Source organism: Streptosporangium sp. NPDC049376, assembly GCF_044466505.1.
Classification (GTDB): domain Bacteria; phylum Actinomycetota; class Actinomycetes; order Streptosporangiales; family Streptosporangiaceae; genus Streptosporangium.
Genome location: NZ_JBITMT010000007.1, coordinates 197,935 through 217,185 on the forward strand (window position 1 = coordinate 197,935; position 19,251 = coordinate 217,185).

The window sequence follows — 19,251 nt, forward strand, 5'->3', positions numbered from 1 at the left end:
TCCGGCTTTGCTGCCGGCCCTCTACGGGGAGCCCAGGGTGGTCACGGCCGGGGCCGAGGTGTTCGGGGAGGCTCTGGACGCGCAGGCCGTACCGAGGATGGCCGTCGACTGGCGCCCGCCGCTGCCGGGCACCGGGGACGACGTCGCACGGGTGCTGGCCGACCCCCGCAGGTCCCGCGCGAACGCGACGGCGCTCGGCCGCATGACGTCGGCCAGGCCCCACCTCGTCGGGGTACGGCGGGCGGGTGAGGCCCTCGGCCTGCCGCCGGGCACGTTCCTGCACGCGGGCCCGCCGATCCGCTGGGAACGCGCCTCGGGACCGCTGCGCGGCGCGCTCACCGGGGCGGTGCTACTCGAAGGACTGGCCGGGGACCCCGAGGAGGCGCTGCGGCTGCTCGAACAGGGGCGTGTCCGCCTTGAGCCCTGCCACGGGCGGGGCGCGGTCGGGCCGATGGCGGGCGTGGTCAGCCCGTCCATGTGGATGTTTGAGGTGCGTGACGAGGAGAACGGCGGCACCGCCTGCTGCTCGCTCAACGAGGGCCTGGGCAGGGTGCTGCGCTACGGCGCCTACGACGACGGGGTGCTGCGGCGGCTGCGCTGGATGGGCGAGGTGCTCGGCCCCGCGCTGCGCGAGACGCTGCGGGCGTCCGGGCCGCTCGACCTCGGGGCGCTGATGGCGCAGGCCCTGCAGATGGGCGACGAGCTGCACAACCGCAACCGCGCCGCCACCTCGCTGCTGGTGCGGGAGCTGGCCTGCGGCCTGGTCGAGACGGCTCCCCTGCACGCGGCCGAGGTGCTGCGCTTCGTCGGCGGCAACGACCACTTCTTCCTCAACGCGGCCATGGCGGCGTGCAAGGTGAGCGCGGACGCCGCCAGGGACGTCCCCGGCTCCAGCCTCGTCGTGGCGATGGCCCGCAACGGCACCGACTTCGGCGTGCAGGTCTCCGGGCTTGGCGAGCGCTGGTTCACCGGCCCCGCCGCCGTGCCCGACGGTCTCTACCTCGGCGCGTACGGCCCGCGGGACGCCAACCCCGACATCGGTGACTCCACGATCACCGAGACGGCGGGCCTGGGCGGCTTCGCGATGGCGGCGGCCCCGGCGATCGTCCGGTTCGTCGGCGGGGAGGTGGCCGCCGCGACGGAGGCGACCCTCTCCATGTACGAGATCACCCTCGCCGAACACCCGGTCTACCGGATCCCCGGGCTCGGTTTCCGCGGCACCCCGGTCGGCGTGGACGTGACGCTGGTCGCCAGGACCGGCCTCCTGCCGGTCGTCAACACCGGCATCGCGGGCAGGGTCGCGGGCACGGGACAGGTCGGCGCGGGCCTGGTGACCCCGCCCGTCTCGGCCTTCACCTCCGCGCTGGCCGCGCTCGCCGAGGTCGCCGAGGTCGCCGTCACCGGCGGGCCGCCGACTTCCGTTGCCTGACACGATCCCGATATCGTGTCCAACCTTGCGCATAGGGTTGGTTGCGGGGACGAGGCAGGACGACCGATCGTCTGCCGGGAGGGCCCCCATGGGTTCGGAGGGCGACACCATCGGCACGACCGAGGCGGAGGCGCAGGGCAGGCTGGTCGGCAGGCGTTACCGCCTGATCTCACCGGTCGGCCGGGGCGGTATGGGTGTGGTGTGGCACGCGCACGACGTGCTGCTCGACCGTGACGTGGCGGTCAAGGAGTTGATCCTCCCGCCCGGTCTCGACGAGGAGGGCATGCACGCCGCGCACCGGCGCATGCTGCGCGAGGCACGCTCGGCCGCCCGGCTCAGCCATCCGGGGATCATCACGGTCCACGACGTGGTCGAGGAGGACGGCCGTCCCTGGATCGTGATGGAACTGGTCCGCGCCTGGTCCCTTGAACAGGCCGTACGGCGCAACGGTCCGCTGCCGGTCGTGCAGGCCGCCGAGATCGCCGTCCGGGTGCTCGACGCGCTGCGGCACGCGCACGGCGCCGGGGTGCTGCACCGTGACATCAAACCGGGCAACGTGCTGCTCACCTCGGACCGGGTGGTGCTCACCGACTTCGGCATCGCCGCGATAGAGGGCGACGTCTCGGTCACCCAGACGGGCCTGCTGATGGGTTCGCCCGCCTACATCCCGCCGGAGCGCCTGTCCGGCAAGCCGATCACCCAGGCCGCCGACCTGTGGTCCTTCGGCGCGACGCTGTACACGGCGGTCGAGGGGCGGCCGCCGTACGAGGGGCCGGACGCGGTGGCCGTGCTCGGCGCGATCCTCACCCAGGAGCCCAACCGGCCGCAGCGGGCCGGGGCGCTGATCGCCGTCATCGAGGGCCTGCTCCGCAAGGACCCGGCGGACAGGATGACCGCCGGACAGGTCTCCGAGCTGCTGGGCCGGGTGCTGCGCAGCCACGGTTCCGTGCCCCACGACCAGCTGCCCACCGCGCCGCCCGCGCCCGAGGTCCTCACCCCGGTGCGGCCCGCGGCCCCGCAGCCCGCCCAGTTCTCACCGTTCTCCCAGACCTCGTTCACGCAGTCCGCGCCCGCCCAGCCGCCGGGACCGCCGGGACCTTCGGGGCCGACGGGACCGCTGCCCTCGCGGATCATCGAGACCCCCTCCGGGCCTGTCCGGGTGCCCTACGACGCGCCCGGGCTCGTCTCCGGGACCTCCGCCGTCCATCCCGACGGCCGCCCCGCCACCCGCCCCGACGGTCAGGAGACGGGGCACGGCCGCGGGTACGACGCGTTACGCAGCCCGGCCTCCGGTCTCGGGCGTGGCTCCTTCGTCGACCTTCCCGAGGCTCCTCCCGCCTCGGCGCGGCGTTCGGCGCGCGGACGTGACGAGGAGGACACCCTGGCCGGGACACGGCCTCCCGCCGCGGGCGGCCGCAGGAGCGCGCGGCGCAGGGCCGTGAACGAGGGCCCCTGGATGCGCGGGGGCCGTCCGGCTCCCCTGCTGATCGCCGTCTGCGCGGTCGCGGCGCTGGCCGCGGTCGCCGCCGTACTGTTCCTGCTGTTCCTCCCCGGTTCGGCCACCCCGCAGGCGGCTCCCTCCCCGGCCGCTCCGGCCCCCTCCTCGGCCGCGCCGTCGCCGTCCCGGGCCGAGATCCCCGGCGGTTACCGGACCCTGGGCGCCGGGGGTGTCTCGGCGGCGCTGCCCGGGGGCTGGACGGTGCGTGAGGCCGACGGGGTCGTGACCTTCCACGGGCCGAGGAACAGCGGGCAGAGCGTCGTCGTCTCCCAGACAGCGGTGACCGACCCGGTCGCGGCGCTCGACGGGATCACCAAGGACGACCTGGACGAGTACACCGAGGTCGGGGTTGAGACGGTGCCGTACGGCTCGTGGCGGGCGGCCGACTGGGAGTACACCTACGTCAGGTCTCCCGGGGCCGTCCCCATGCATGGTTTGACGCGCTATGTCGCGGTGGACGGGCAGAGCGCCTACCTGATCTCGTTCACCGCCCAGGATCTCGACTGGGACCGGGGCACCCAGGCACGGCGGGTCTTCTTCTCCACGTTCCAGCCGAACGCCTGAGCGACCCCCACCATCCCACCCGATAAAACGTTATAAGTGATGACAAAATTCATTTGTGACCGCAACCCCCACAAATAGCGCCATTTCCTATAAAGAAACACGGAAAGCAGCCGTGGTGCAGCGGCGAACGCTCGTCGTACTGTCCGTAGCGCAGATCGCCAGCGGGATCGGCACCGCCGTCGGCTTCACCCTGAGCTCCCTGGTCGTCGCACAGCTGTCGGGCTCGAAGACGATCAGCGGGCTCGCCGGGACCGCCACCGTCCTCGGCGCCGCCCTGCTCGCGCTGCCGACCGCCAGGACCTCCGGCAAGGGCGGACGGCGGGCCGGGCTGGCCCTCGCCTACGGCTGCGCCCTGGTGGGATGCGTGATCATCCTCGCGGCCGTCACCGTGCGGTCATGGCCGCTGCTGCTCGGCGGGCTCGTGCTGTTCGGCAGCGCCGGCGCGGGCAGCCTGGCCTCCCGCTACTCGGCGACCGACCTGTCCCCGCCCGGGCACACCGCCCGGCACCTGGCGTGGGTGGTGTGGGCCGCGACGATCGGCTCCGTCGCCGGCCCCAACCTGGCCGAACCCGTGGAACGCCTCGGCCGCTCCCTCGGCCTGGCGCCGGACACCGGCCCCTTCGCGCTCTCCCTGATCGCCTTCGCCGTCGCCCTGGTCGTCATCCTGGCCGGTCTGCGCCCCGACCCGTTGCTCCTGGCCCGCTCCCTGGCCCCCGCGGAGAACCCGGCGGCCCCGGAGAAGGGAGGCCCCAGGCGGGGCGGCACCCCGCGCACCGCCTGGCGGACCCTGCGCCGGGAGCCGGGCGCCTCCCGGGCGCTGGCCGCGATCGCGGTGAGCCACACGGCGATGGTGTCGATCATGTCCATGACGCCGGTCCACCTGGGCCACGGCGGCGCGGACTACTCGGTCATCGGCATCGTGCTCAGCCTGCACATCGCGGGCATGTACATCCTGTCCCCGGTGGTCGGCTGGCTCTCCGACCGGATCGGCCGGGTCAGAGTGCTCGTGCTCGGCATGGGGTTCCTGCTGGCCGCCGCGGTCCTGGCGGGCGGGGCCGGACCCCACGACGTCGCCCGGGTGGCGGCGGGGCTCACGCTGCTCGGCCTCGGCTGGTCCTGCGGGCTGATCTCCGGCTCCGCGATGCTCAGCGAGGCCGTACGGCTCGAAGACCGCCCCGCCGTACAGGGCGTGTCGGACCTGCTGATGAACGTCTGCGGCGCGGTGGGCGCGGCGCTCGCCGGGGTGGTCGTCGGCACCCTGTCCTACGGGGTGCTCGGGACGGCCGTCGCGGTCATGGTGACCGTCACCGGCGCCTGGCTGGTCCTGCGGCCCGTTCACTTGGCGTCGGCGTAACAGCGCACGGCGACGGCGTGCATCGGGAAACGCACCGGCGTGTCCCCGAACAGCAGCCCGGTCGCCTCCTCCGCGGCCCTGCCGACCGCCTCGACCACCTCCTGGCCCAGCTCGGCGGGACAGTGCACCATCACCTCGTCGTGCTGGAAGAACACCAGCGCCGCCGGAGGGGGCAGCAGGCCACGCAGGACGGCCATGAACGCCAGCGCCCACTCCGCCGCGGTCGCCTGGACCACGAAGTTGCGGGTGAAGCGCCCCCAGTCACGCGCCGCCCTGGCCCCCTCCGGCCCCGAGACCAGCTCCCGCCAGCGTGCCGAGGGCGGCGGCGAGGTACGGCCCAGCCAGGACCGGACCAGCCTGCCCTCCTCCCCCGCCCTGGCGGCGTCCTCGACGAACCGGTAGGCCCTGGGGAAGCGCTGGCGCATCACCGCCAGCAGCTTGGGCGCGTCGCCGCTGGTCCCGCCGTACATCGCCGACAGCAGGGCGATCTTGGCGTGGTCGCGTTCACCGCCGAACGCCCGGGCCAGCGCCTGGTAGAGGTCGATCTGCCCGGCCGCCGCCGCCAGGCCCCGGTCACCCGCCATCGCGGCCAGCACCCGGGGTTCCAGCTGGGCGGCGTCGGCGACGACCAGCGTCCAGCCCTCGTCGGCGACCACGACCCTGCGCATCACCTTGGGGATCTGCAACGCCCCTCCGCCGTTGGTCGCCCAGCGCCCCGAGACCACCCCGGCCACGACGTACTCGGGCCTGAAGCGGTTCTCCCGCACCCACTGGTCGGCCCAGGTCCAGCCGTGGAAGCTGTGGATCCTGGCCAGCTCCTTGTAGGCGAGCAGGGGCGCGACCCCGGGATGGTCGACCTCCTTGATCTCCCGCGCCCTGGTCGAGGTCACCGACAGACCGGCGGACTTGAACGCCTTGACGATCTGCTGCGGGGAGTCGGGGTTGAACGGGCCGCCGAAGGCCCGCGCGAGCTCGTCGGCCAGAGCCTGGAGCTTGGCCGGGCGCATGCCGTGCACGGGACGCGGCCCCAGCAGGTCGGTCAGCAGCTCGTCGTGCGCGTCACGACGCCACGGCATGCCCTCGTGGGCCATCTCGGCGGCCACCAGCGCCCCCGCCGACTCCGCGGCGACCAGCAGCCGGAACCGCCCCGGCTCGGGAAGGGCCTCGATCCGCCTGAGCTGGTCGGCGTGGACCTCGGCCACCAGGTCCGCGTCCGGCGGGGGCGCCTCCTCGTCGAACAACGTCGCCTGCCTGGCCTGCGGCCCGGGATGCTCCTCGGGCACCGGCAGGCCGTGCAGCCTGGCGTGCGCGGCCCGCGCCGAACGGGGCTCGCCGTGGCGCCCCTCGTAGCCCAGCAGCAGCCCCTCGGTGAGGGCCAGGTCGTGACAGCGCCCCAGCCACACCCCCTCACGCAACAGCGCCGGGTAGACCTCCCGCGTGTCGGCCCAGACCCAGCGGGGCGTCCCCGCCCCCGTCTCAAGCTCCCGTACGGCCGCCGCCAGATCGGCGACCGTCCGGGACCCCTGCCCTTCGGGGCGCAGCACCCCCGAGGTGCCGGGCCCCGCGGCGACTGCCACGTTCATCCGGCCAGCCTGTCACGCGGGACCGACACTTCCGGTCAGGCGCCTCCCGTCAGGTGAGCGGGATCTCGACCTCGTCCTCAAGCGGCGGCTCCATCTCCTGCGGCAGGCAGCCGGTCGCGGCGAAGCAGCGGATCCGCAGACTGGCCGGGGTCACCGACACGTGCAGGAAGCTTTTGAAGAACGGCGGGGTGTCCCAGTCGGACAGCTCCGACAGGTAGCGGTGGAAGGTCTTGCCGACGGGCAGCCGCAACGGCATGGGCCAGCCGCCCAGGATCCGCGCCGCCCAGCGCATCCTGCGCGTGATGGGGACCGGCCCGATGTCCCTCGGCGGGGTGTTGCCGATCTGCCGCGACATCAGCGCCACCCCCTCCTCCGGGGTGAGGTAGAGCCAGCGCATGCGCAGCCGTTCGCTGTAGAGCTTGCTGTAGAACGACAGCGAGTCTCCGCGCAGCGGGTAGCACCGGTAGTCGTCCTCGTTCACCCCGCCGACGGTGATCCTGGGGGTGGTGTGGGTGGCGTGCATGAAGGCCCCGGAACCGCCCGCCACGATGTACTGGATCGTCCGGTCGCCGACCCTGACCGGGAAGCGCTGGTAGTTGTGCACGTCACCGCCGATGGCCGCGACGTAGTTGTTGGCCGGGTCGGTGACGACGTCGTCGATCGTCCCGCCGCCCTCGATCCCGGACGGCTTGTAGTCGTTGCGGACGTAGATCGGCTTGCCGGTGATCAGGATCTTGGGCCGTGGGTCCCGGGAGACCTCGCGCAGCCAGCGTCCCTGCTCCCGGTCCAGGCCGCCGTGGATGCCGGTGTCGACGCCGACGATCAGCAGGCTCGGCGTCTCCATCGCCCAGTACGGCCCCGGCTGCGCGGGCTGGGCCGTACCCTGCTCGGGGCGGGCCCTGAGTTTGCGCGCGCCGGTCAGGCGGACCTCGTCGATCGCCTCCGGCTCACGCCACAGCGTGCCGCGCAGCCCCGAGCGCGACATCCTGAACCCGCGCCGCTCCTGTTCGAGCGCGGGCGCGTCGCAGAAGACCCGCATGAAGCCGCCGAGCCCGTCGTACCAGTCGTGGTTGCCGGGGACCGCGTAGATCGGCGCCCGATAGTCCTGGTAGGGGCGGAAGAACTTGTCCTCGTACTCGTCGCCCGCGCCCGCCGGATAGATCACGTCGCTGGCGATGACCGCGAAGGCCGTGTCCGCCCCGATCTTGAGCATGCCGGGGACGACGGCGTACTGCGACAGGTCGCCCTCCCCGGTGTCCCCGAGGAGGAGGAAGGAGAACTCGGGCCCGACGTCCATCGGGACGCGGAGGGAGGGGTCGACCCCCCGTTCGAGCTGCGCGGCGACCCAGCGCGCCCTGGCCTGTCCCGAGGGGTCGCCGAACAGGCCCGCGAGCACCTGGTTCCTCGACTTCCACAGCACGCGCGGGCTGAGCCAGCTGAAGGTCTTCCTGTCGGGCACCAGGGCCCTGAAGGTGCCCATCTGGGCGCAGGACCAGCCCGCGCCCTCCTCTGAGACCCGCGAGGAGACCTCACGCCCGCGCCTGGCGGCCCGCCCGACATCGACCATGGTCATATCTTGGCGTTGATCTTACGGAGACGCATCCGTTTCGTGGTGAAACCGCCCACCGCGACGGCCCGGCCCTTTACGTTGTAGATCAAAAACTGGGGATCAGCGCCCCGGGGTTGAGAACCCCCTCCGGGTCGAGCCGCTCCTTGATCCCGCGCAGGATCTCCCCGCCCAGCTCGCCGATCTCCACCGCGTAGGCCTCCCGATGGTCGCGTCCCACCCCGTGGTGGTGCGAGATCGTGCCGCCCTCCGCCACGATCACCTCGCTCACCACGCGTTTGGCCCGTTCCCACTGCGCCACCGGGTCCTCCTCCTGCGCCGTGACGACCGTGAAGTAGAGCGAGGCCCCGGTGGCGTACACGTGGGAGATGTGGCACATCACCAGCGGCGCGCCGAGTGAGGCGGTCAGCGCCGCGCGCACCGCCTCGTAGAGCCGGGGCAGAACGGCCCAGAAGCCCGCCGTCTCCAGCGTCTCCACGGTCGCCCCCTCCGCCAGCAACGCGTCCCGCAGGTACGGCGCCGCGTAGCGGCCGCGCGCCCACGCCTGTCCCGGCTCGGTTCCCAGACAGGTTCCGCCGAGTTCGGACAGCACCGCGGCGGCCCGCTCCCGCGTCTCGGCGACCTCCAGGGGCCCGCCCTCATAACCCGCGACGACCAGGCAGCCCGCCCCTGCCACCGGTTCGCCGATCTCCTCCGGCCTGGCCAGCCCGATCATCGTCTCGGTCTCGTCGGAGAGCCTGAGCACGGTCGGCAGCGGCCCGTCCTGGGCCAGCCGCCGCAGCGCCGCGGCGCCCTCGGAGAAGGAGGCGAAGCGCCATCCCTCGTAGTGGCGCTCCGCGGGCGAGCGCCGTACCCGGAGCCGGAGCGAGGTGATCACGCCGAAGGCGCCCTCCGAGCCGAGGATCACCTGGCGCAGGTCGGGACCCGCCGCCGACCTGGGCGCACGGCCGAGGCCGAGGGTGCCGCGCGGGGTCGCGACCGTCATGCCGACCACCATGTCGCCGAACCCGCCGTAGCCCGCCGAGGCCTGACCGCTCGACCTCGCCGCGGCGAAGCCGCCGAGTGTGGCGTACTCGAACGACTGGGGGAAGTGCCCGAGGGTGAGCCCGCGCTCGCCCAGGAGCCGTTCGGCCTCGGCCCCCCGCAGCCCCGGCCCCAGCTCGGCGACCATCGACTCGGTGTCGAGGGAGACGAGCCGGTCGAGCCTGCCCACGTCCAGCGCGACGACCCCGGCGAAGCCGTGCCCGTCGGCGCTCAGACCGCCGACGACCGAGGTGCCCCCGCCGAACGGGACGACCGCGACCCGGTGGCCGGAGCACACCCGCAGCACCCGGAGCACCTCGTCGTGGGAGCCGGGCAGCACCACGGCGTCCGGTGCCCGTGAGGCGTCCCCGGCGCGCAGGCGGATCAGGTCGGGGGTCGACTTGCCCCGGGTGTGCCGGATCCGGCTCTCGTCGTCGGAGCGGACGTGCCCGGCGCCGACGACCGCGCGCAGCTCGTCGAGGACGGACGGCGCGAGCACGACCTCGGGCGGCCTCACCTCTTCGAGCCCGACGGCGGGGGTGCTCAGCGCGCGCACCCCCAGCAGGTCGCGCAGCAGCGACCGTACGGCCTCGGGCAGCTCGACGGCCCCGGCGGGGTCGCCCCATCCGGACCAGAGCATGGGCTCGGCTGTTTTCTTGGGAGTGTCCACCTCTACACTGTGACATATGGCGTCTATTCGTCACAATGACCCCGTAGAGGGCGGAACACCCGCCGACCCGGTGCTCGACGCGGCCAGGGAGGTGGTGCTCGCGGTCGGTGTCAGGCGGACCACGCTCACCGACGTGGCCCGCAGGGCCGGGCTGTCCCGCATGACGATCTACCGGCGCTGGCCCGACGTGCACGCCCTGGTCGCCGACCTGATGACCCGCGAGTGGCTGCGCGTCGCGGGCCGCTTCGCCACCGAGGACCCGGTGACCGCCGCGGTCGCGACCGTCGGCGCGCTACGCGGCCACCCGCTCTGGCGCAAGATCGTCGAGGTGGACCCCGAACTGCTCCTGCCGTACCTGCTGTGGCGCAGGGGCGCCAGCCACGAGGTGATGCTCTCGCTGGTCGGCTCGGCCGTCGCCAGGGGCCAGGAGCGGGGCACCGTACGGCCCGGTGACCCGGCGCGGCTGGCCGGGACGGTCGTGCTCACCGCCCAGTCGTTCCTGCTGTCCGGCCCCGTACTGCTGGCCCCGCTCACCGGGGACGCCCTCGACGCCGAGCTGACCGAACTCCTGGAGAGGTACCTGCGGCCGTGAACTCCTCCCTCAACGCGGCGCGGCGGGCCCGCGAGCTGGCCGGACTCCCCGGCCTCGTGGTCGACGTGCTGGTCGTCGGACTCGGCGTCACCGGGACGGGCGCCGCGCTCGACGCGGCCTCGCGGGGTCTGTCCGTCGCGGCGATCGACGCGGGCGACCTGGCCTCCGGCACCTCACGGTGGAGTTCGAAGATGGTCCACGGCGGCCTGCGCTACCTGGCCAGAGGACAGGTCGGGGTGGCGCGGGAGAGCGCCGTCGAACGCGACGTCCTGCTCACCCGCACCGCCCCCCATCTGGTACGGGCCCAGCCGTACCTGCTGCCGCTCACCCCGTCCGTCTCCCGGGGCCGGGCGGCGACGGTGATGACCGGCTACCGGCTCGGAGACGGGCTGCGGATCGCCGCGCGCACGCCCAGGCGCCTGCTGCCCGGCCCCTCAAGGGTTTCCGCGGGGACGGCGCTGCGCCTGGTGCCCGGCCTGGAGTCCCGGGGCCTGCGCGGCGCGCTGCTGTCCTGGGACGGGCGGCTGACCGACGACGCCAGACTCGTCGTCGCGCTGGCCAGGACGGCCGCCGCGCACGGCGCCAGGATCCTGACCCGGTGCCGGGCGCTCGAACTGACGGGGGACGGGGCGCTGGTCCGCGACGAGCTGACCGGGCAGGTCCTGACGGTCCGGGCCAGGGCGGTCGTCAACGCGACCGGCGTCTGGGCGGGCACGCTGGTCCCCGAGGTCCGGATGCGGCCCTCACGCGGCAGCCATCTGGTGCTGCGCCCCGAGACCCTGCCGGGCCTGTCCGCCGGGCTGCACGTGCCGATCCCTGGCGAGGCCAACCGGTTCGTCCTGGTGCTCCCCCAGGCCGACGGCAGGGTTCACGTGGGGCTCACCGACGAGCCGGTCGAAGGCCCGGTGCCGGACGTGCCCTCGGTCCCGGAGGAGGACGTGACGTTCCTGCTCGGCGTGCTCAACTCGGTGCTCGGAACGGCGGTCGGCAGGCGGGAGGTGGCCGGGGTCTACGCCGGGCTGCGCCCGCTGCTCGACGCCGAGGGACGCACCGCGGACCTGTCGAGGAGGCACGCGCTCTCGGTCTCCCGCGACGGGGTCGTGACGGTCGCCGGGGGAAAGCTGACCACCTACCGGCGGATGGCGCAGGACGCGGTCGACCTGGTGGTACGGCTGCGCGGCCTGCCGGCGGGCGGCAGCCGTACGGCCCGCCTGCCCCTGGTCGGCGCGACCGGGGGAAGCGGGACACCCGGACGTCTGGCCGAGCGTTACGGGAGTGAGGCGGCGGCGGTACAGGCACTGACACGGGAGGACCCGGCACTGGCCGAACCGCTGCCGACCGGGGTGACCCGGGCCGAGCTGGTCTGGGCCGTCAGGCACGAAGGCGCCCTCGACGTCGACGACCTGCTCGACCGCCGTACCCGTATCGGGCTGGTCGCCGAGGACAGGGCCGTGGCCCTGCCCGCGGCGCGGGCGGCGCTCGACCGCTGAACGGCGGCGCCGTATGACGACTTCCGTGCGCCCATGCGGGGGTCACCTGGGATCACGGAAAAGAACACGGAAAAGATCACGGAAGAACAGAGAAGAGGCTGGGGGAGGTTCAGGGCACCGGGCCCCTCCCGGCGGACCTGGAGCGGTGGCCCACCACCACCCCATGACCGCCGGCTCGGGACGGCGGACGACCGCCCGCCGGTGTGAGCCCGTTGACAGCGCCCATTGAAGCAGGGGTGTGGGTGCCCGCACGGGGGAACGGCTTTATTCGGCGGTTCCATTGACAGCGGGACACCGCAGGATTTAGTGAACGTCCGATTCACCCAGGGATCGCCCCGCTCCTCCTCCGTCACGTTCGCAACACTCTTAGGTTAGTCTTACCTAAGTATGCATTGGGAAGACGTCACCGGGGGGAGCGTTCCGGATATGACACTCAGGGGTTGCGCGCATCCCGAGGGCTGCCATACCGGCGACCTGCCCGTTCTGGCGAGCGCCACCGTCGGGGCCCGCTTCTGGCTGCTGGTCGAGCACCCCGGCCCCTGGGCCTCCCACCTGGAGGAATGCCGCCTGCCCTCCGGAGTGCGCGCCCTCGTCGACAGGGCCGTCGCCGCCGGTGTCCGGCCCCAGCTCATCCGCCGTCCCGGACGCCGCAGACCCGTGACAGGCGGCATCCACGTCATGGTCGCCGACTCGACCGCCGCCGAGCCCTGGCTCGCCGAGGGCGTCGTCGCAGGTCCAGACGATCTTGACATGGACGCCTTGATGGCCGGAGTGGTCCCGGAGTCCTGCATACTTGTGAGTGAGCCGGTTTTTCTGGTCTGCACGCATGCCAAACGCAACGCGTGCTGCGCCCGCATTGGACTTCCCCTAGCTCGTTCCCTGGCGAAGGTTTTGCCGGACAGAGTATGGGAAACATCACATGTTGGCGGCGATCGCTACGCCGCCAACCTTGTGTGCTTGCCACACGGCCTCTACTACGGCAGCATGTCTCAGGCTGCTGCGATCGCGGCAGCCGATGCGTACCGGTCCGGCGAGATCACTCTCGACCGTTTCCGGGGACGTTCAGGCATCCCTGAGCCACTGCAGGCCGCCGAGCATTTCGTCCGCGCCCACACGGGCGAGCTCTCGGTTGGCGGAGTGGCCGTGGAGTCCTCCAGGTCGGACGGCGCCACCACCGAGGCATTTGTGCGCGGTAGTGGCGTTCGTTTTCGGGTAGTGGTTGAACCCATGACGTTGACGACGCCATGTGGTACGGCTTGCGCCGAGAAGATCACTACCTATCGGCTGGTCGCGCTGGACAGGCTCACCCCTGTGCGGTACGCCACGCCCGCCCTGACCTGACCTGGGGAACATCACGGCCTATCCAGGCGTTGGACCCAAGGACGCCGGAAACGTCCAATGCGGCATCAACCCGAAATACCTCTCACTAAAAGGTGGTTTTCTCATGTCTCAGGTACGTCGGCAGACCGCCCGGCCCCGGCCCAGCTGGGGCTGGCAGGATGACGCCGCGTGCCGGGGTGAGGACCTCGTGCTCTTCTTCGGTCCTGACGGGGAGCGTCAGCCTGAGCGTGACATCCGCGAGCGGAAGGCCAAGGCGATCTGCGCCCAGTGCCCGGTCCGCGCGGAGTGCCTGGACTACGCGCTGTCCCGTCCGGAGAAGTACGGCACCTGGGGCGGTCTGAACGAGGACGAGCGCGCCTCCGAGCGTCGCCGTCGCATGCGCCGCGCCGCCAGCGCCGGCATCAGCGCCGTCGCCTGAGCAAGTACCTCCACCCGGCTTCCCCCTGACGTGTGATCTCGCTGATTCCCCTGCGAGATCACACGTTGTCGTGTAAGGGATGGATACGTGCGGGCGGTCAGTTCCGCGGTGGAATCTTCGGTGTGTCCCGGTGCCCGCGCGAGGGCAGCGGTTTGACGTGGGACGCCGAGCATTCGGGGCAACTCTGGTCGACCCACGGCGGAGTGGTGACGATCCCCCTCCTGCGCCACACCACCGGACGCCCGTCGTCGGCGTGGCAGGTCTCGTAGAGGTCTCCCCAGACGTGCTGGCAGCGCAGGCACTGGAAGTCCCAGGCCTCGGCGACAGTGTCGATCTCTCGCATGTGCTCTCTTCTCGCATGGATTCCGTACCGGCCTGTGGGCAGGACGTCGGCCTATATGCGAGACACACCGATCATGATCAGCCTGCCGGCTCCGGTGGGCAGGGCGGCGGGAAGGTCCTCCCTGTTCCCGCTCCGCTCCGGCCCCCGCCCCTGCGGCGCCCGCGCGTCCCCGGCGGGGCGCGGTGCGGGCTGGTGCGATTCACGTCCCCGCCCGGCGTCGTGCGCCAGGGGTGAGACGGGCGTCTCGTCGACCGGGTGCGGGGCCTCCTCCACCCGTTCGACGCACTGGCGTTCGGCCACCAGGCCCACCAGTCCACCCGGCTGCCAGCCGAGACAGAGCCCGAGGCAGACGGCGAGCAGGACCCACGGCACCGTCCAGCGGCGCCGCGAGGGCGCTCCCGAACACGAACCGGCGATCACACCTACAAGGTTTGCCTACTCTGGGTCAACGAAACACGACTCATGGTGACCGGCATGGCGCCCGGAGGAACGCGACCCTCCCCCGGTCCGCTGAAACACACGGCGCCGTGCCGGACCCGGGGCGGAATCTCCCGCCCCGGATCTTTCCCGTTCTCCACGGCCTGTGGCGGCTCGGGGCATCAGGGACGGCTGCGCCCCGGCTTACGCATCTCCTTGTGGATGGTCTTCCACCGGTTCTGCATCTCCTTGCGAAGGCGCGCGTCGGTCCGCGACGCCATCCACAGGGCCTCGCGCTGGAGCTTGTTCCAGCTCTCCAGCCGCCGCTCGGGAAGCGTGCCGTCCTCGATGGCGGCGATCACCGCGCAGCCCGGCTCGCTGTCGTGCCCGCAGTCGGCGAAGCGGCACCGCTCGGCCAGTTCCTCGATGTCGGAGAAGACCATGTCGACGCCCTCCCCCATGTCGTACAGGCCTATACGGCGGATACCGGGGGTGTCGATGATGAGCCCGCCGTCGCGCAACGGGATGAGCTCGCGGTGGACCGTGGTGTGACGGCCCCTGCCGTCGGCGGCCCTGACCTGCTGGGTCTCCATGACCTCCGCCCCGGCCAGCGCGTTGACCAGGGTGGACTTGCCCGCGCCCGAGGCACCGAGCACGACGGCGGTGCGCGTCCCGCCCAGGTGCCCGCGCACGATGTCCACCCCTTCTCCGGTGAGGGAGGAGATCGCGTGCGCCTCGACGCCGGGCGCCGCCGCGGCGACCTCCTCCATCAGGAAGGCCAGGCTCGCCCCCGCGAGGTCGGACTTGGTGACGAGCACGACGGGCTGGGCGCCACTCTCCCAGGCCAGGGCGAGCAGCCGCTCGATCCGGCCGAGGTCGGCGGTGTCCGTGGCGTGCAGGGCGGGTTCGGCGACGAAGACGACGTCGACGTTGGCCGCGAGCACCTGCCCCCTGGAGTCGCCCGACAGGCCGCCGCGCGAGAGCCTGGCGACACCGCCGCGCACGAACGCCGTGCGGCGGGGCAGCAGTGCCTCAAGCTCGTAACGGCCCTCGGCGAGTTTCCTGAGCCCGGCCCAGTCCCCGACACAGGGCAGGGCGACGGGGTCGGCCGCTGCGGCCCGCCGTACGGCGGCGCCGTAGTGAGCCTGGAAGTGGCCTTCGGCGCACAGGATCTCGGCGGCCCCCCGGTCGACGCGCGCGACCCTGGCGGGAATCAGCCCGTCGGGCAGCGAGGTGGCGTGGGAGTCGTCCCAGCCGAGCGAGGACAGGTCGGAGGAGACGGGAAAACGTGAAGCTGACAACGTGGGTACACCCTTTTCGAGGAAGGTCGGGTGCCCGGTGAAGGAAGTCGGCTAGACGGGCACCCGGAGGACGGCTGAAGGCATGCCAAGGAAGAAGACCCGCATGTCCTCACCTCCTCATCTCTCGGCCACCGCTCGCGGCGGTGGCGTCGCCCACGGGCGCGACAACGCCCACCCGCAGAACATTAGCGCGAACTCCCCCATCACGCGCAAACCTTTTTTCCGGCGAGCCGGGGAAGCAGGGCCGTACGGCGTGCGAAAGCCCCGGAACCACGGGCTCCGGGGCTTTCTCTCGTGCGGGTTACAGGCCGGGAGCCGGGAAGTGGCTCGTCAGCTCACGGACCTCGCCGTGCACCCGGGTGATGACGTGCTTTGCCTCGTCCTCGTCCTTGGCCAGGGCGCTGACCACCTGGTCGATCCAGGCGCCGATCTGCCGCATCTCGGTGACGCCCATGCCGCGGCTGGTCACGCCCGCGGTGCCGATGCGGATGCCGGACGGGTCGAAGGGCTTGCGCGTGTCGAAGGGCACGGTGTTGTAGTTGGTCTCAAGCCCGGCCTTGTCCAGGGCCTGCGCGGCGGGCTTGCCACCGATGCCCTTGGGGGTCAGGTCGAACAGGATGAGGTGGTTGTCCGTGCCGCCGGACACCAGGTCGAAGCCGCGGCTCTTGAGCTCCTCGGCCAGCGCCTGGGCGTTCAGGACGACCTGACGCGCGTAGTCCTTGAAGTCGTCGGTCGCCGCCTCCTTCAGCGCGACCGCGATGGCCGCGGTGGTGTGGTTGTGCGGACCGCCCTGCAGGCCGGGGAAGACGGCCTTGTTGAGCGCGGTGGCGTGCTCGTCGGAACTGGCCATGAGCATCGCACCACGGGGACCGCGCAGGGTCTTGTGGGTCGTGGTCGAGATGACGTCGGCGTGGCCGACCGGCGACGGGTGGGCGCCACCGGCGACCAGGCCCGCGATGTGGGCGATGTCGGCGGCCAGCACGGCGCCGACCTCACGGGCGATCTCCGCGAAGGCGGGGAAGTCGATGGTGCGCGGGATGGCGGTGCCGCCGCAGAAGATCAGCTTGGGGCGCTCGCGGAGGGCGATCTCACGGACCTCGTCCATGTCCACGCGGCCGGTGTCCTTGCGGACGCCGTAGCGGACCGGGTTGAACCACTTGCCGGTCGCCGAGACCGACCAGCCGTGGGTCAGGTGGCCGCCGAACGGCAGGCCCATGCCCATGACGGTGTCGCCGGGCTGCAGGAAGGCCAGGTAGATGGCGAGGTTGGCGGGCGAGCCCGAGTAGGGCTGGACGTTGGCGTGCTCCACACCGAACAGGGACTTGGCGCGGTCGACGGCAAGGGTCTCGATCTGGTCGATGACCTGCTGGCCCTCGTAGTAGCGCTTGCCCGCGTACCCCTCGGAGTACTTGTTGGTGAGGACGGTGCCGGTGGCCTCAAGGACCGCCTTGGAGACGTAGTTCTCCGAGGCGATCAGCTTCACCGTGTCGGCCTGGCGGCGCTCCTCGGCCTTGATGAGCTCGGCGATCTGCGGATCGACGTCGGATAGAGAACCCATGGCGCCTTCACTCCCCTGTCATCGTTGACAACCTGCGAAGACCCAGGCGTACGGCCTCCGCTTTTCGCTCCCCGGTGGTCGCTCCCACCCAATGCGCCAGTCGCGCTTTAGACGATAGCGGACCCTTCGTGCTCACCCCGCACGCGCTGCGCGGCCCGCGCCGTCGACCGGCCAGAGCCTGTCGACCTCCGCGTTGAGCGTCGCGCCGATGAGCACGGCCAGGGCGGTGATGTACAACCACAGCAGGACCGCGATGGGGGCGGCGAGGGAGCCGTAGATGGAGACGGGGGAGAACCAGGCGGCCAGCACCGCGCGCAGCACGGCGGCGCAGGCGATCCAGATGATCAGCGCGAGCACGGCCCCCGGTGTCTCCCGCCACCAGCGGGTGCGCACCGGGACGCTCACGTGGTACAGGAGGGTGAGGAAGAACACCGAGCCCGCGACGACGACCGGCCAGTACAGACCGGTGACCAGGCCCGCGTAGTCGGGGGGCAGCGCGCTGCGCAGCGCGACCGGGCCGAGGACGAGGACCGGCATGACCAGCAGCCCGATCAGCAGGCCCGCCAGGTAGAGCCCGAAGGACATCAGGCGGGTGCGGATGATGCCGCGTTCCTCCCCGAGGCCGTACGCCAGGGAGATCAGGTCCACGTAGACGAACAGCGCCCGGGAGCCCGACCACAGGGCCAGCAGGAAACCCAGGGAGATGAGGGAGACCTGGTTCTCCGGTTTCAGCACGTCGTCGATGAGCGGGGAGACGACCTTGTCGACGGCGTTGTCGGTGAACAGCAGATGCGCCTGCGTCTCGATCCAGTCGCTGACGTCCTTGACCGTCTCGGGGCCGAAGACACGGGTGAACCGGCCGAGCACGCCGATCAGGCCGAGCATGAACGGCGGCAGCGACAGCAGGGCGAAGAAGGCGGCCTCCCCCGCCAGCCCGGTGACACGGTAGGCGACGCCCGCGCCGGTGGTCGCCCGCGCCAGGGCCCAGGCGTCCGTTCCCCGCACCCAGGACAGGCCCGCGCGCAGCCGTGCCCTGGCCGCGCCCGGCTCACGCCTGCGTGGCCCTCGCCTGCGCGCCGGCGCGTCGGTGGAGGTCATGGCACACCACGGTATGCGCAGCGCCCCTGTGATCACGAGCTCACGCGGCAAACGATCGAGTCTCGGGTCGGTCGCGTCGTCACCTGCGGTAAAACGCCTCCGCGTCGTCCACGTCGACGATCCGGGCGCCCAGCGGCAGCAGGGAGACGGGGATCAGCTTGATGTTCGCGACGGCCAGCGGAATGCCGACGATCGACAGGAACAGCGGGATCGAGGTGAGCACATGGCCGATGGCCAGCCAGATCCCGGCGACGACGCACCAGATGACGTTCCCGACGGTCGACAGGCAACCCGCCTCGGGGTCGCGCACCACGGTCCGCCCGAAGGGCCACAACGCGTAGGCGGCGATCCTGAAGGAGGCGATGCCGAACGGGATCGTGATGATCAGGACACAGCAGATGACGCCCGCGACGACATAACCGAGGGCCAGCCAGATCCCCGCGAACACCAGCCAGATGACGTTCAACAACGTGCGCATGTTCCGATCATCTCAATGAGCGGACAGACAACTCCATCGGGCACAGCCCTGGCGAAACCCTGGAAAGCCCCTGATCCGGACGGAGTGCCGCTCCACGGGGTACGCCCCACGCCGCCGCACAATGGAGGGGTGATCTGCGCGAGCTGCAAGGAACGCAGGCACGGCGAGTGCAGGGGTGGCTCGTGGTGCGACTGCCAGCACCAGCCGGAGACCCGCCGGGACCGGGAGGAGGAACCTCCCGCGGAGCCCGCGACGAACTGGCTGAGACAGGGGTGATCTCCGGCCGTTCCCGCCCGGTGGACCCGGCCGCGCCAGGGCTGGGCGGACGGCGCCAGGGAAGGATGCGGAAAGTCCAGATTCCGGACCCCGCATTGGACATCTCGGGCCGCCAAGGTATCGTCATGGACATGCCAGCGGACCCATTGCTCGTCGTGCGACGCCACGTCGACCTGCTTCGTGTCCGCAGCGCCATCTGTCGTGACGTCCGTTGACCGTCGCCCTCCGCTGATTTCATCCAGCTCGGGCGC

The 19,251-nt window shown here is 71.9% G+C and carries 17 protein-coding genes and 1 riboswitch; of the genes, 8 read left to right on the forward strand and 9 right to left on the reverse strand.

Annotation, left to right across the window (positions count from 1 at the left end):
• The first annotated feature begins 37 nt into the window (after positions 1-37).
• The 3 genes from ACIBVQ_RS20380 (at position 38) to ACIBVQ_RS20390 (ending at position 4,845) form a co-directional block, all read left to right on the forward strand.
• Positions 38-1,429 carry a DUF1116 domain-containing protein gene (locus ACIBVQ_RS20380; RefSeq protein ID WP_399179134.1) on the forward strand — a complete coding sequence of 464 codons (1,392 nt, stop codon included), beginning with the start codon at positions 38-40 and terminating at the stop codon, positions 1,427-1,429.
• A gap of 88 nt (positions 1,430-1,517) precedes the next feature.
• On the forward strand, positions 1,518-3,491 hold the full coding sequence (locus ACIBVQ_RS20385) for a serine/threonine-protein kinase (RefSeq protein ID WP_399179136.1): 1,974 nt from the start codon (positions 1,518-1,520) through the stop codon (positions 3,489-3,491).
• A 115-nt stretch (positions 3,492-3,606) separates the two neighbouring features.
• Complete coding sequence (locus ACIBVQ_RS20390; RefSeq protein WP_399179138.1) at positions 3,607-4,845, forward strand: MFS transporter; 1,239 nt, start codon at positions 3,607-3,609, stop codon at positions 4,843-4,845.
• On the opposite strand, the gene ACIBVQ_RS20395 is transcribed toward ACIBVQ_RS20390, so the two are convergent.
• From ACIBVQ_RS20395 to ACIBVQ_RS20405, 3 genes are all read right to left on the reverse strand, one after another.
• The gene (locus tag ACIBVQ_RS20395) at positions 4,827-6,428 is read right to left on the reverse strand and encodes a bifunctional 3'-5' exonuclease/DNA polymerase (RefSeq protein ID WP_386190557.1); all 1,602 of its coding nucleotides are present in this window, start codon (positions 6,426-6,428) and stop codon (positions 4,827-4,829) included. The genes ACIBVQ_RS20390 and ACIBVQ_RS20395 overlap by 19 nt on opposite strands.
• 49 nt (positions 6,429-6,477) lie before the next feature.
• A complete protein-coding gene (locus tag ACIBVQ_RS20400) occupies positions 6,478-7,995 on the reverse strand; it encodes a metallophosphoesterase (RefSeq protein WP_352011337.1) in 1,518 nt (505 codons plus the stop codon).
• Between the two features lie 88 nt (positions 7,996-8,083).
• Positions 8,084-9,658: an FAD-binding oxidoreductase gene (locus ACIBVQ_RS20405; RefSeq protein WP_399179282.1), complete on the reverse strand. Its 1,575-nt coding sequence runs from the start codon at positions 9,656-9,658 to the stop codon at positions 8,084-8,086.
• Positions 9,659-9,704: 46 nt separating this feature from the next.
• On the opposite strand from ACIBVQ_RS20405, the gene ACIBVQ_RS20410 reads away from it, so the two are divergent.
• The 4 genes from ACIBVQ_RS20410 to ACIBVQ_RS20425 all read left to right on the forward strand — a co-directional run bounded on the left by ACIBVQ_RS20410 (position 9,705) and on the right by ACIBVQ_RS20425 (position 13,529).
• Entirely contained in the window at positions 9,705-10,280 is a 576-nt protein-coding gene (locus ACIBVQ_RS20410; RefSeq protein ID WP_352011336.1) for a TetR/AcrR family transcriptional regulator, read from the forward strand.
• Positions 10,277-11,770 carry a glycerol-3-phosphate dehydrogenase/oxidase gene (locus ACIBVQ_RS20415; RefSeq protein WP_399179141.1) on the forward strand — a complete coding sequence of 498 codons (1,494 nt, stop codon included), beginning with the start codon at positions 10,277-10,279 and terminating at the stop codon, positions 11,768-11,770. Before ACIBVQ_RS20410 ends, ACIBVQ_RS20415 begins: the two co-directional genes overlap by 4 nt.
• Before the next feature lie 426 nt (positions 11,771-12,196).
• A complete protein-coding gene (locus tag ACIBVQ_RS20420) occupies positions 12,197-13,111 on the forward strand; it encodes a sucrase ferredoxin (protein ID WP_399179143.1) in 915 nt (304 codons plus the stop codon).
• Between the two features lie 103 nt (positions 13,112-13,214).
• On the forward strand, positions 13,215-13,529 hold the full coding sequence (locus tag ACIBVQ_RS20425) for a WhiB family transcriptional regulator (protein ID WP_012893126.1): 315 nt from the start codon (positions 13,215-13,217) through the stop codon (positions 13,527-13,529).
• Between the two features lie 97 nt (positions 13,530-13,626).
• On the opposite strand, the gene ACIBVQ_RS20430 is transcribed toward ACIBVQ_RS20425, so the two are convergent.
• From ACIBVQ_RS20430 to ACIBVQ_RS20455, 6 genes are all read right to left on the reverse strand, one after another.
• Positions 13,627-13,872: a hypothetical protein gene (locus ACIBVQ_RS20430; protein WP_352011333.1), complete on the reverse strand. Its 246-nt coding sequence runs from the start codon at positions 13,870-13,872 to the stop codon at positions 13,627-13,629.
• Positions 13,873-13,923: 51 nt separating this feature from the next.
• A complete protein-coding gene (locus ACIBVQ_RS20435; protein ID WP_399179145.1) occupies positions 13,924-14,292 on the reverse strand; it encodes a hypothetical protein in 369 nt (122 codons plus the stop codon).
• Between the two features lie 179 nt (positions 14,293-14,471).
• Positions 14,472-15,590, reverse strand: a complete 1,119-nt coding sequence (gene rsgA, locus ACIBVQ_RS20440) for a ribosome small subunit-dependent GTPase A (RefSeq protein WP_352011331.1) — start codon at positions 15,588-15,590, stop codon at positions 14,472-14,474.
• Positions 15,591-15,891: 301 nt separating this feature from the next.
• Entirely contained in the window at positions 15,892-17,148 is a 1,257-nt protein-coding gene (gene glyA / locus ACIBVQ_RS20445; RefSeq protein WP_352011330.1) for a serine hydroxymethyltransferase, read from the reverse strand.
• 33 nt (positions 17,149-17,181) lie between these two features.
• A riboswitch (ZMP/ZTP riboswitch) is annotated at positions 17,182-17,262 on the reverse strand.
• Between the two features lie 18 nt (positions 17,263-17,280).
• On the reverse strand, positions 17,281-18,246 hold the full coding sequence (locus ACIBVQ_RS20450; RefSeq protein ID WP_352011329.1) for a YihY/virulence factor BrkB family protein: 966 nt from the start codon (positions 18,244-18,246) through the stop codon (positions 17,281-17,283).
• A gap of 79 nt (positions 18,247-18,325) precedes the next feature.
• Positions 18,326-18,724 (reverse strand): YccF domain-containing protein, encoded by a 399-nt coding sequence (locus ACIBVQ_RS20455; RefSeq protein ID WP_352011328.1) that lies wholly within the window; start codon positions 18,722-18,724, stop codon positions 18,326-18,328.
• A 129-nt stretch (positions 18,725-18,853) separates the two neighbouring features.
• On the opposite strand from ACIBVQ_RS20455, the gene ACIBVQ_RS20460 reads away from it, so the two are divergent.
• On the forward strand, positions 18,854-19,000 hold the full coding sequence (locus ACIBVQ_RS20460; RefSeq protein ID WP_352011327.1) for a hypothetical protein: 147 nt from the start codon (positions 18,854-18,856) through the stop codon (positions 18,998-19,000).
• The last annotated feature ends 251 nt before the right edge of the window (positions 19,001-19,251 follow it).

Excerpts from the sequence above, each read along its gene's own strand:
- ACIBVQ_RS20385 (WP_399179136.1), top strand. The coding sequence starts at position 1,518 with ATGGGTTCGGAGGGCGACACCATCGGCACGACCGAGGCGGAGGCGCAG.
- ACIBVQ_RS20395 (WP_386190557.1), bottom strand. The coding sequence starts at position 6,428 with ATGAACGTGGCAGTCGCCGCGGGGCCCGGCACCTCGGGGGTGCTGCGC.
- ACIBVQ_RS20400 (WP_352011337.1), bottom strand. The coding sequence starts at position 7,995 with ATGGTCGATGTCGGGCGGGCCGCCAGGCGCGGGCGTGAGGTCTCCTCG.
- ACIBVQ_RS20405 (WP_399179282.1), bottom strand. The coding sequence starts at position 9,658 with ATGCTCTGGTCCGGATGGGGCGACCCCGCCGGGGCCGTCGAGCTGCCC.
- ACIBVQ_RS20410 (WP_352011336.1), top strand. The coding sequence starts at position 9,705 with ATGGCGTCTATTCGTCACAATGACCCCGTAGAGGGCGGAACACCCGCC.
- ACIBVQ_RS20420 (WP_399179143.1), top strand. The coding sequence starts at position 12,197 with ATGACACTCAGGGGTTGCGCGCATCCCGAGGGCTGCCATACCGGCGAC.
- ACIBVQ_RS20425 (WP_012893126.1), top strand. The coding sequence starts at position 13,215 with ATGTCTCAGGTACGTCGGCAGACCGCCCGGCCCCGGCCCAGCTGGGGC.
- ACIBVQ_RS20430 (WP_352011333.1), bottom strand. The coding sequence starts at position 13,872 with ATGCGAGAGATCGACACTGTCGCCGAGGCCTGGGACTTCCAGTGCCTG.
- glyA (WP_352011330.1), bottom strand. The coding sequence starts at position 17,148 with ATGGGTTCTCTATCCGACGTCGATCCGCAGATCGCCGAGCTCATCAAG.
- ACIBVQ_RS20450 (WP_352011329.1), bottom strand. The coding sequence starts at position 18,246 with ATGACCTCCACCGACGCGCCGGCGCGCAGGCGAGGGCCACGCAGGCGT.
- ACIBVQ_RS20455 (WP_352011328.1), bottom strand. The coding sequence starts at position 18,724 with ATGCGCACGTTGTTGAACGTCATCTGGCTGGTGTTCGCGGGGATCTGG.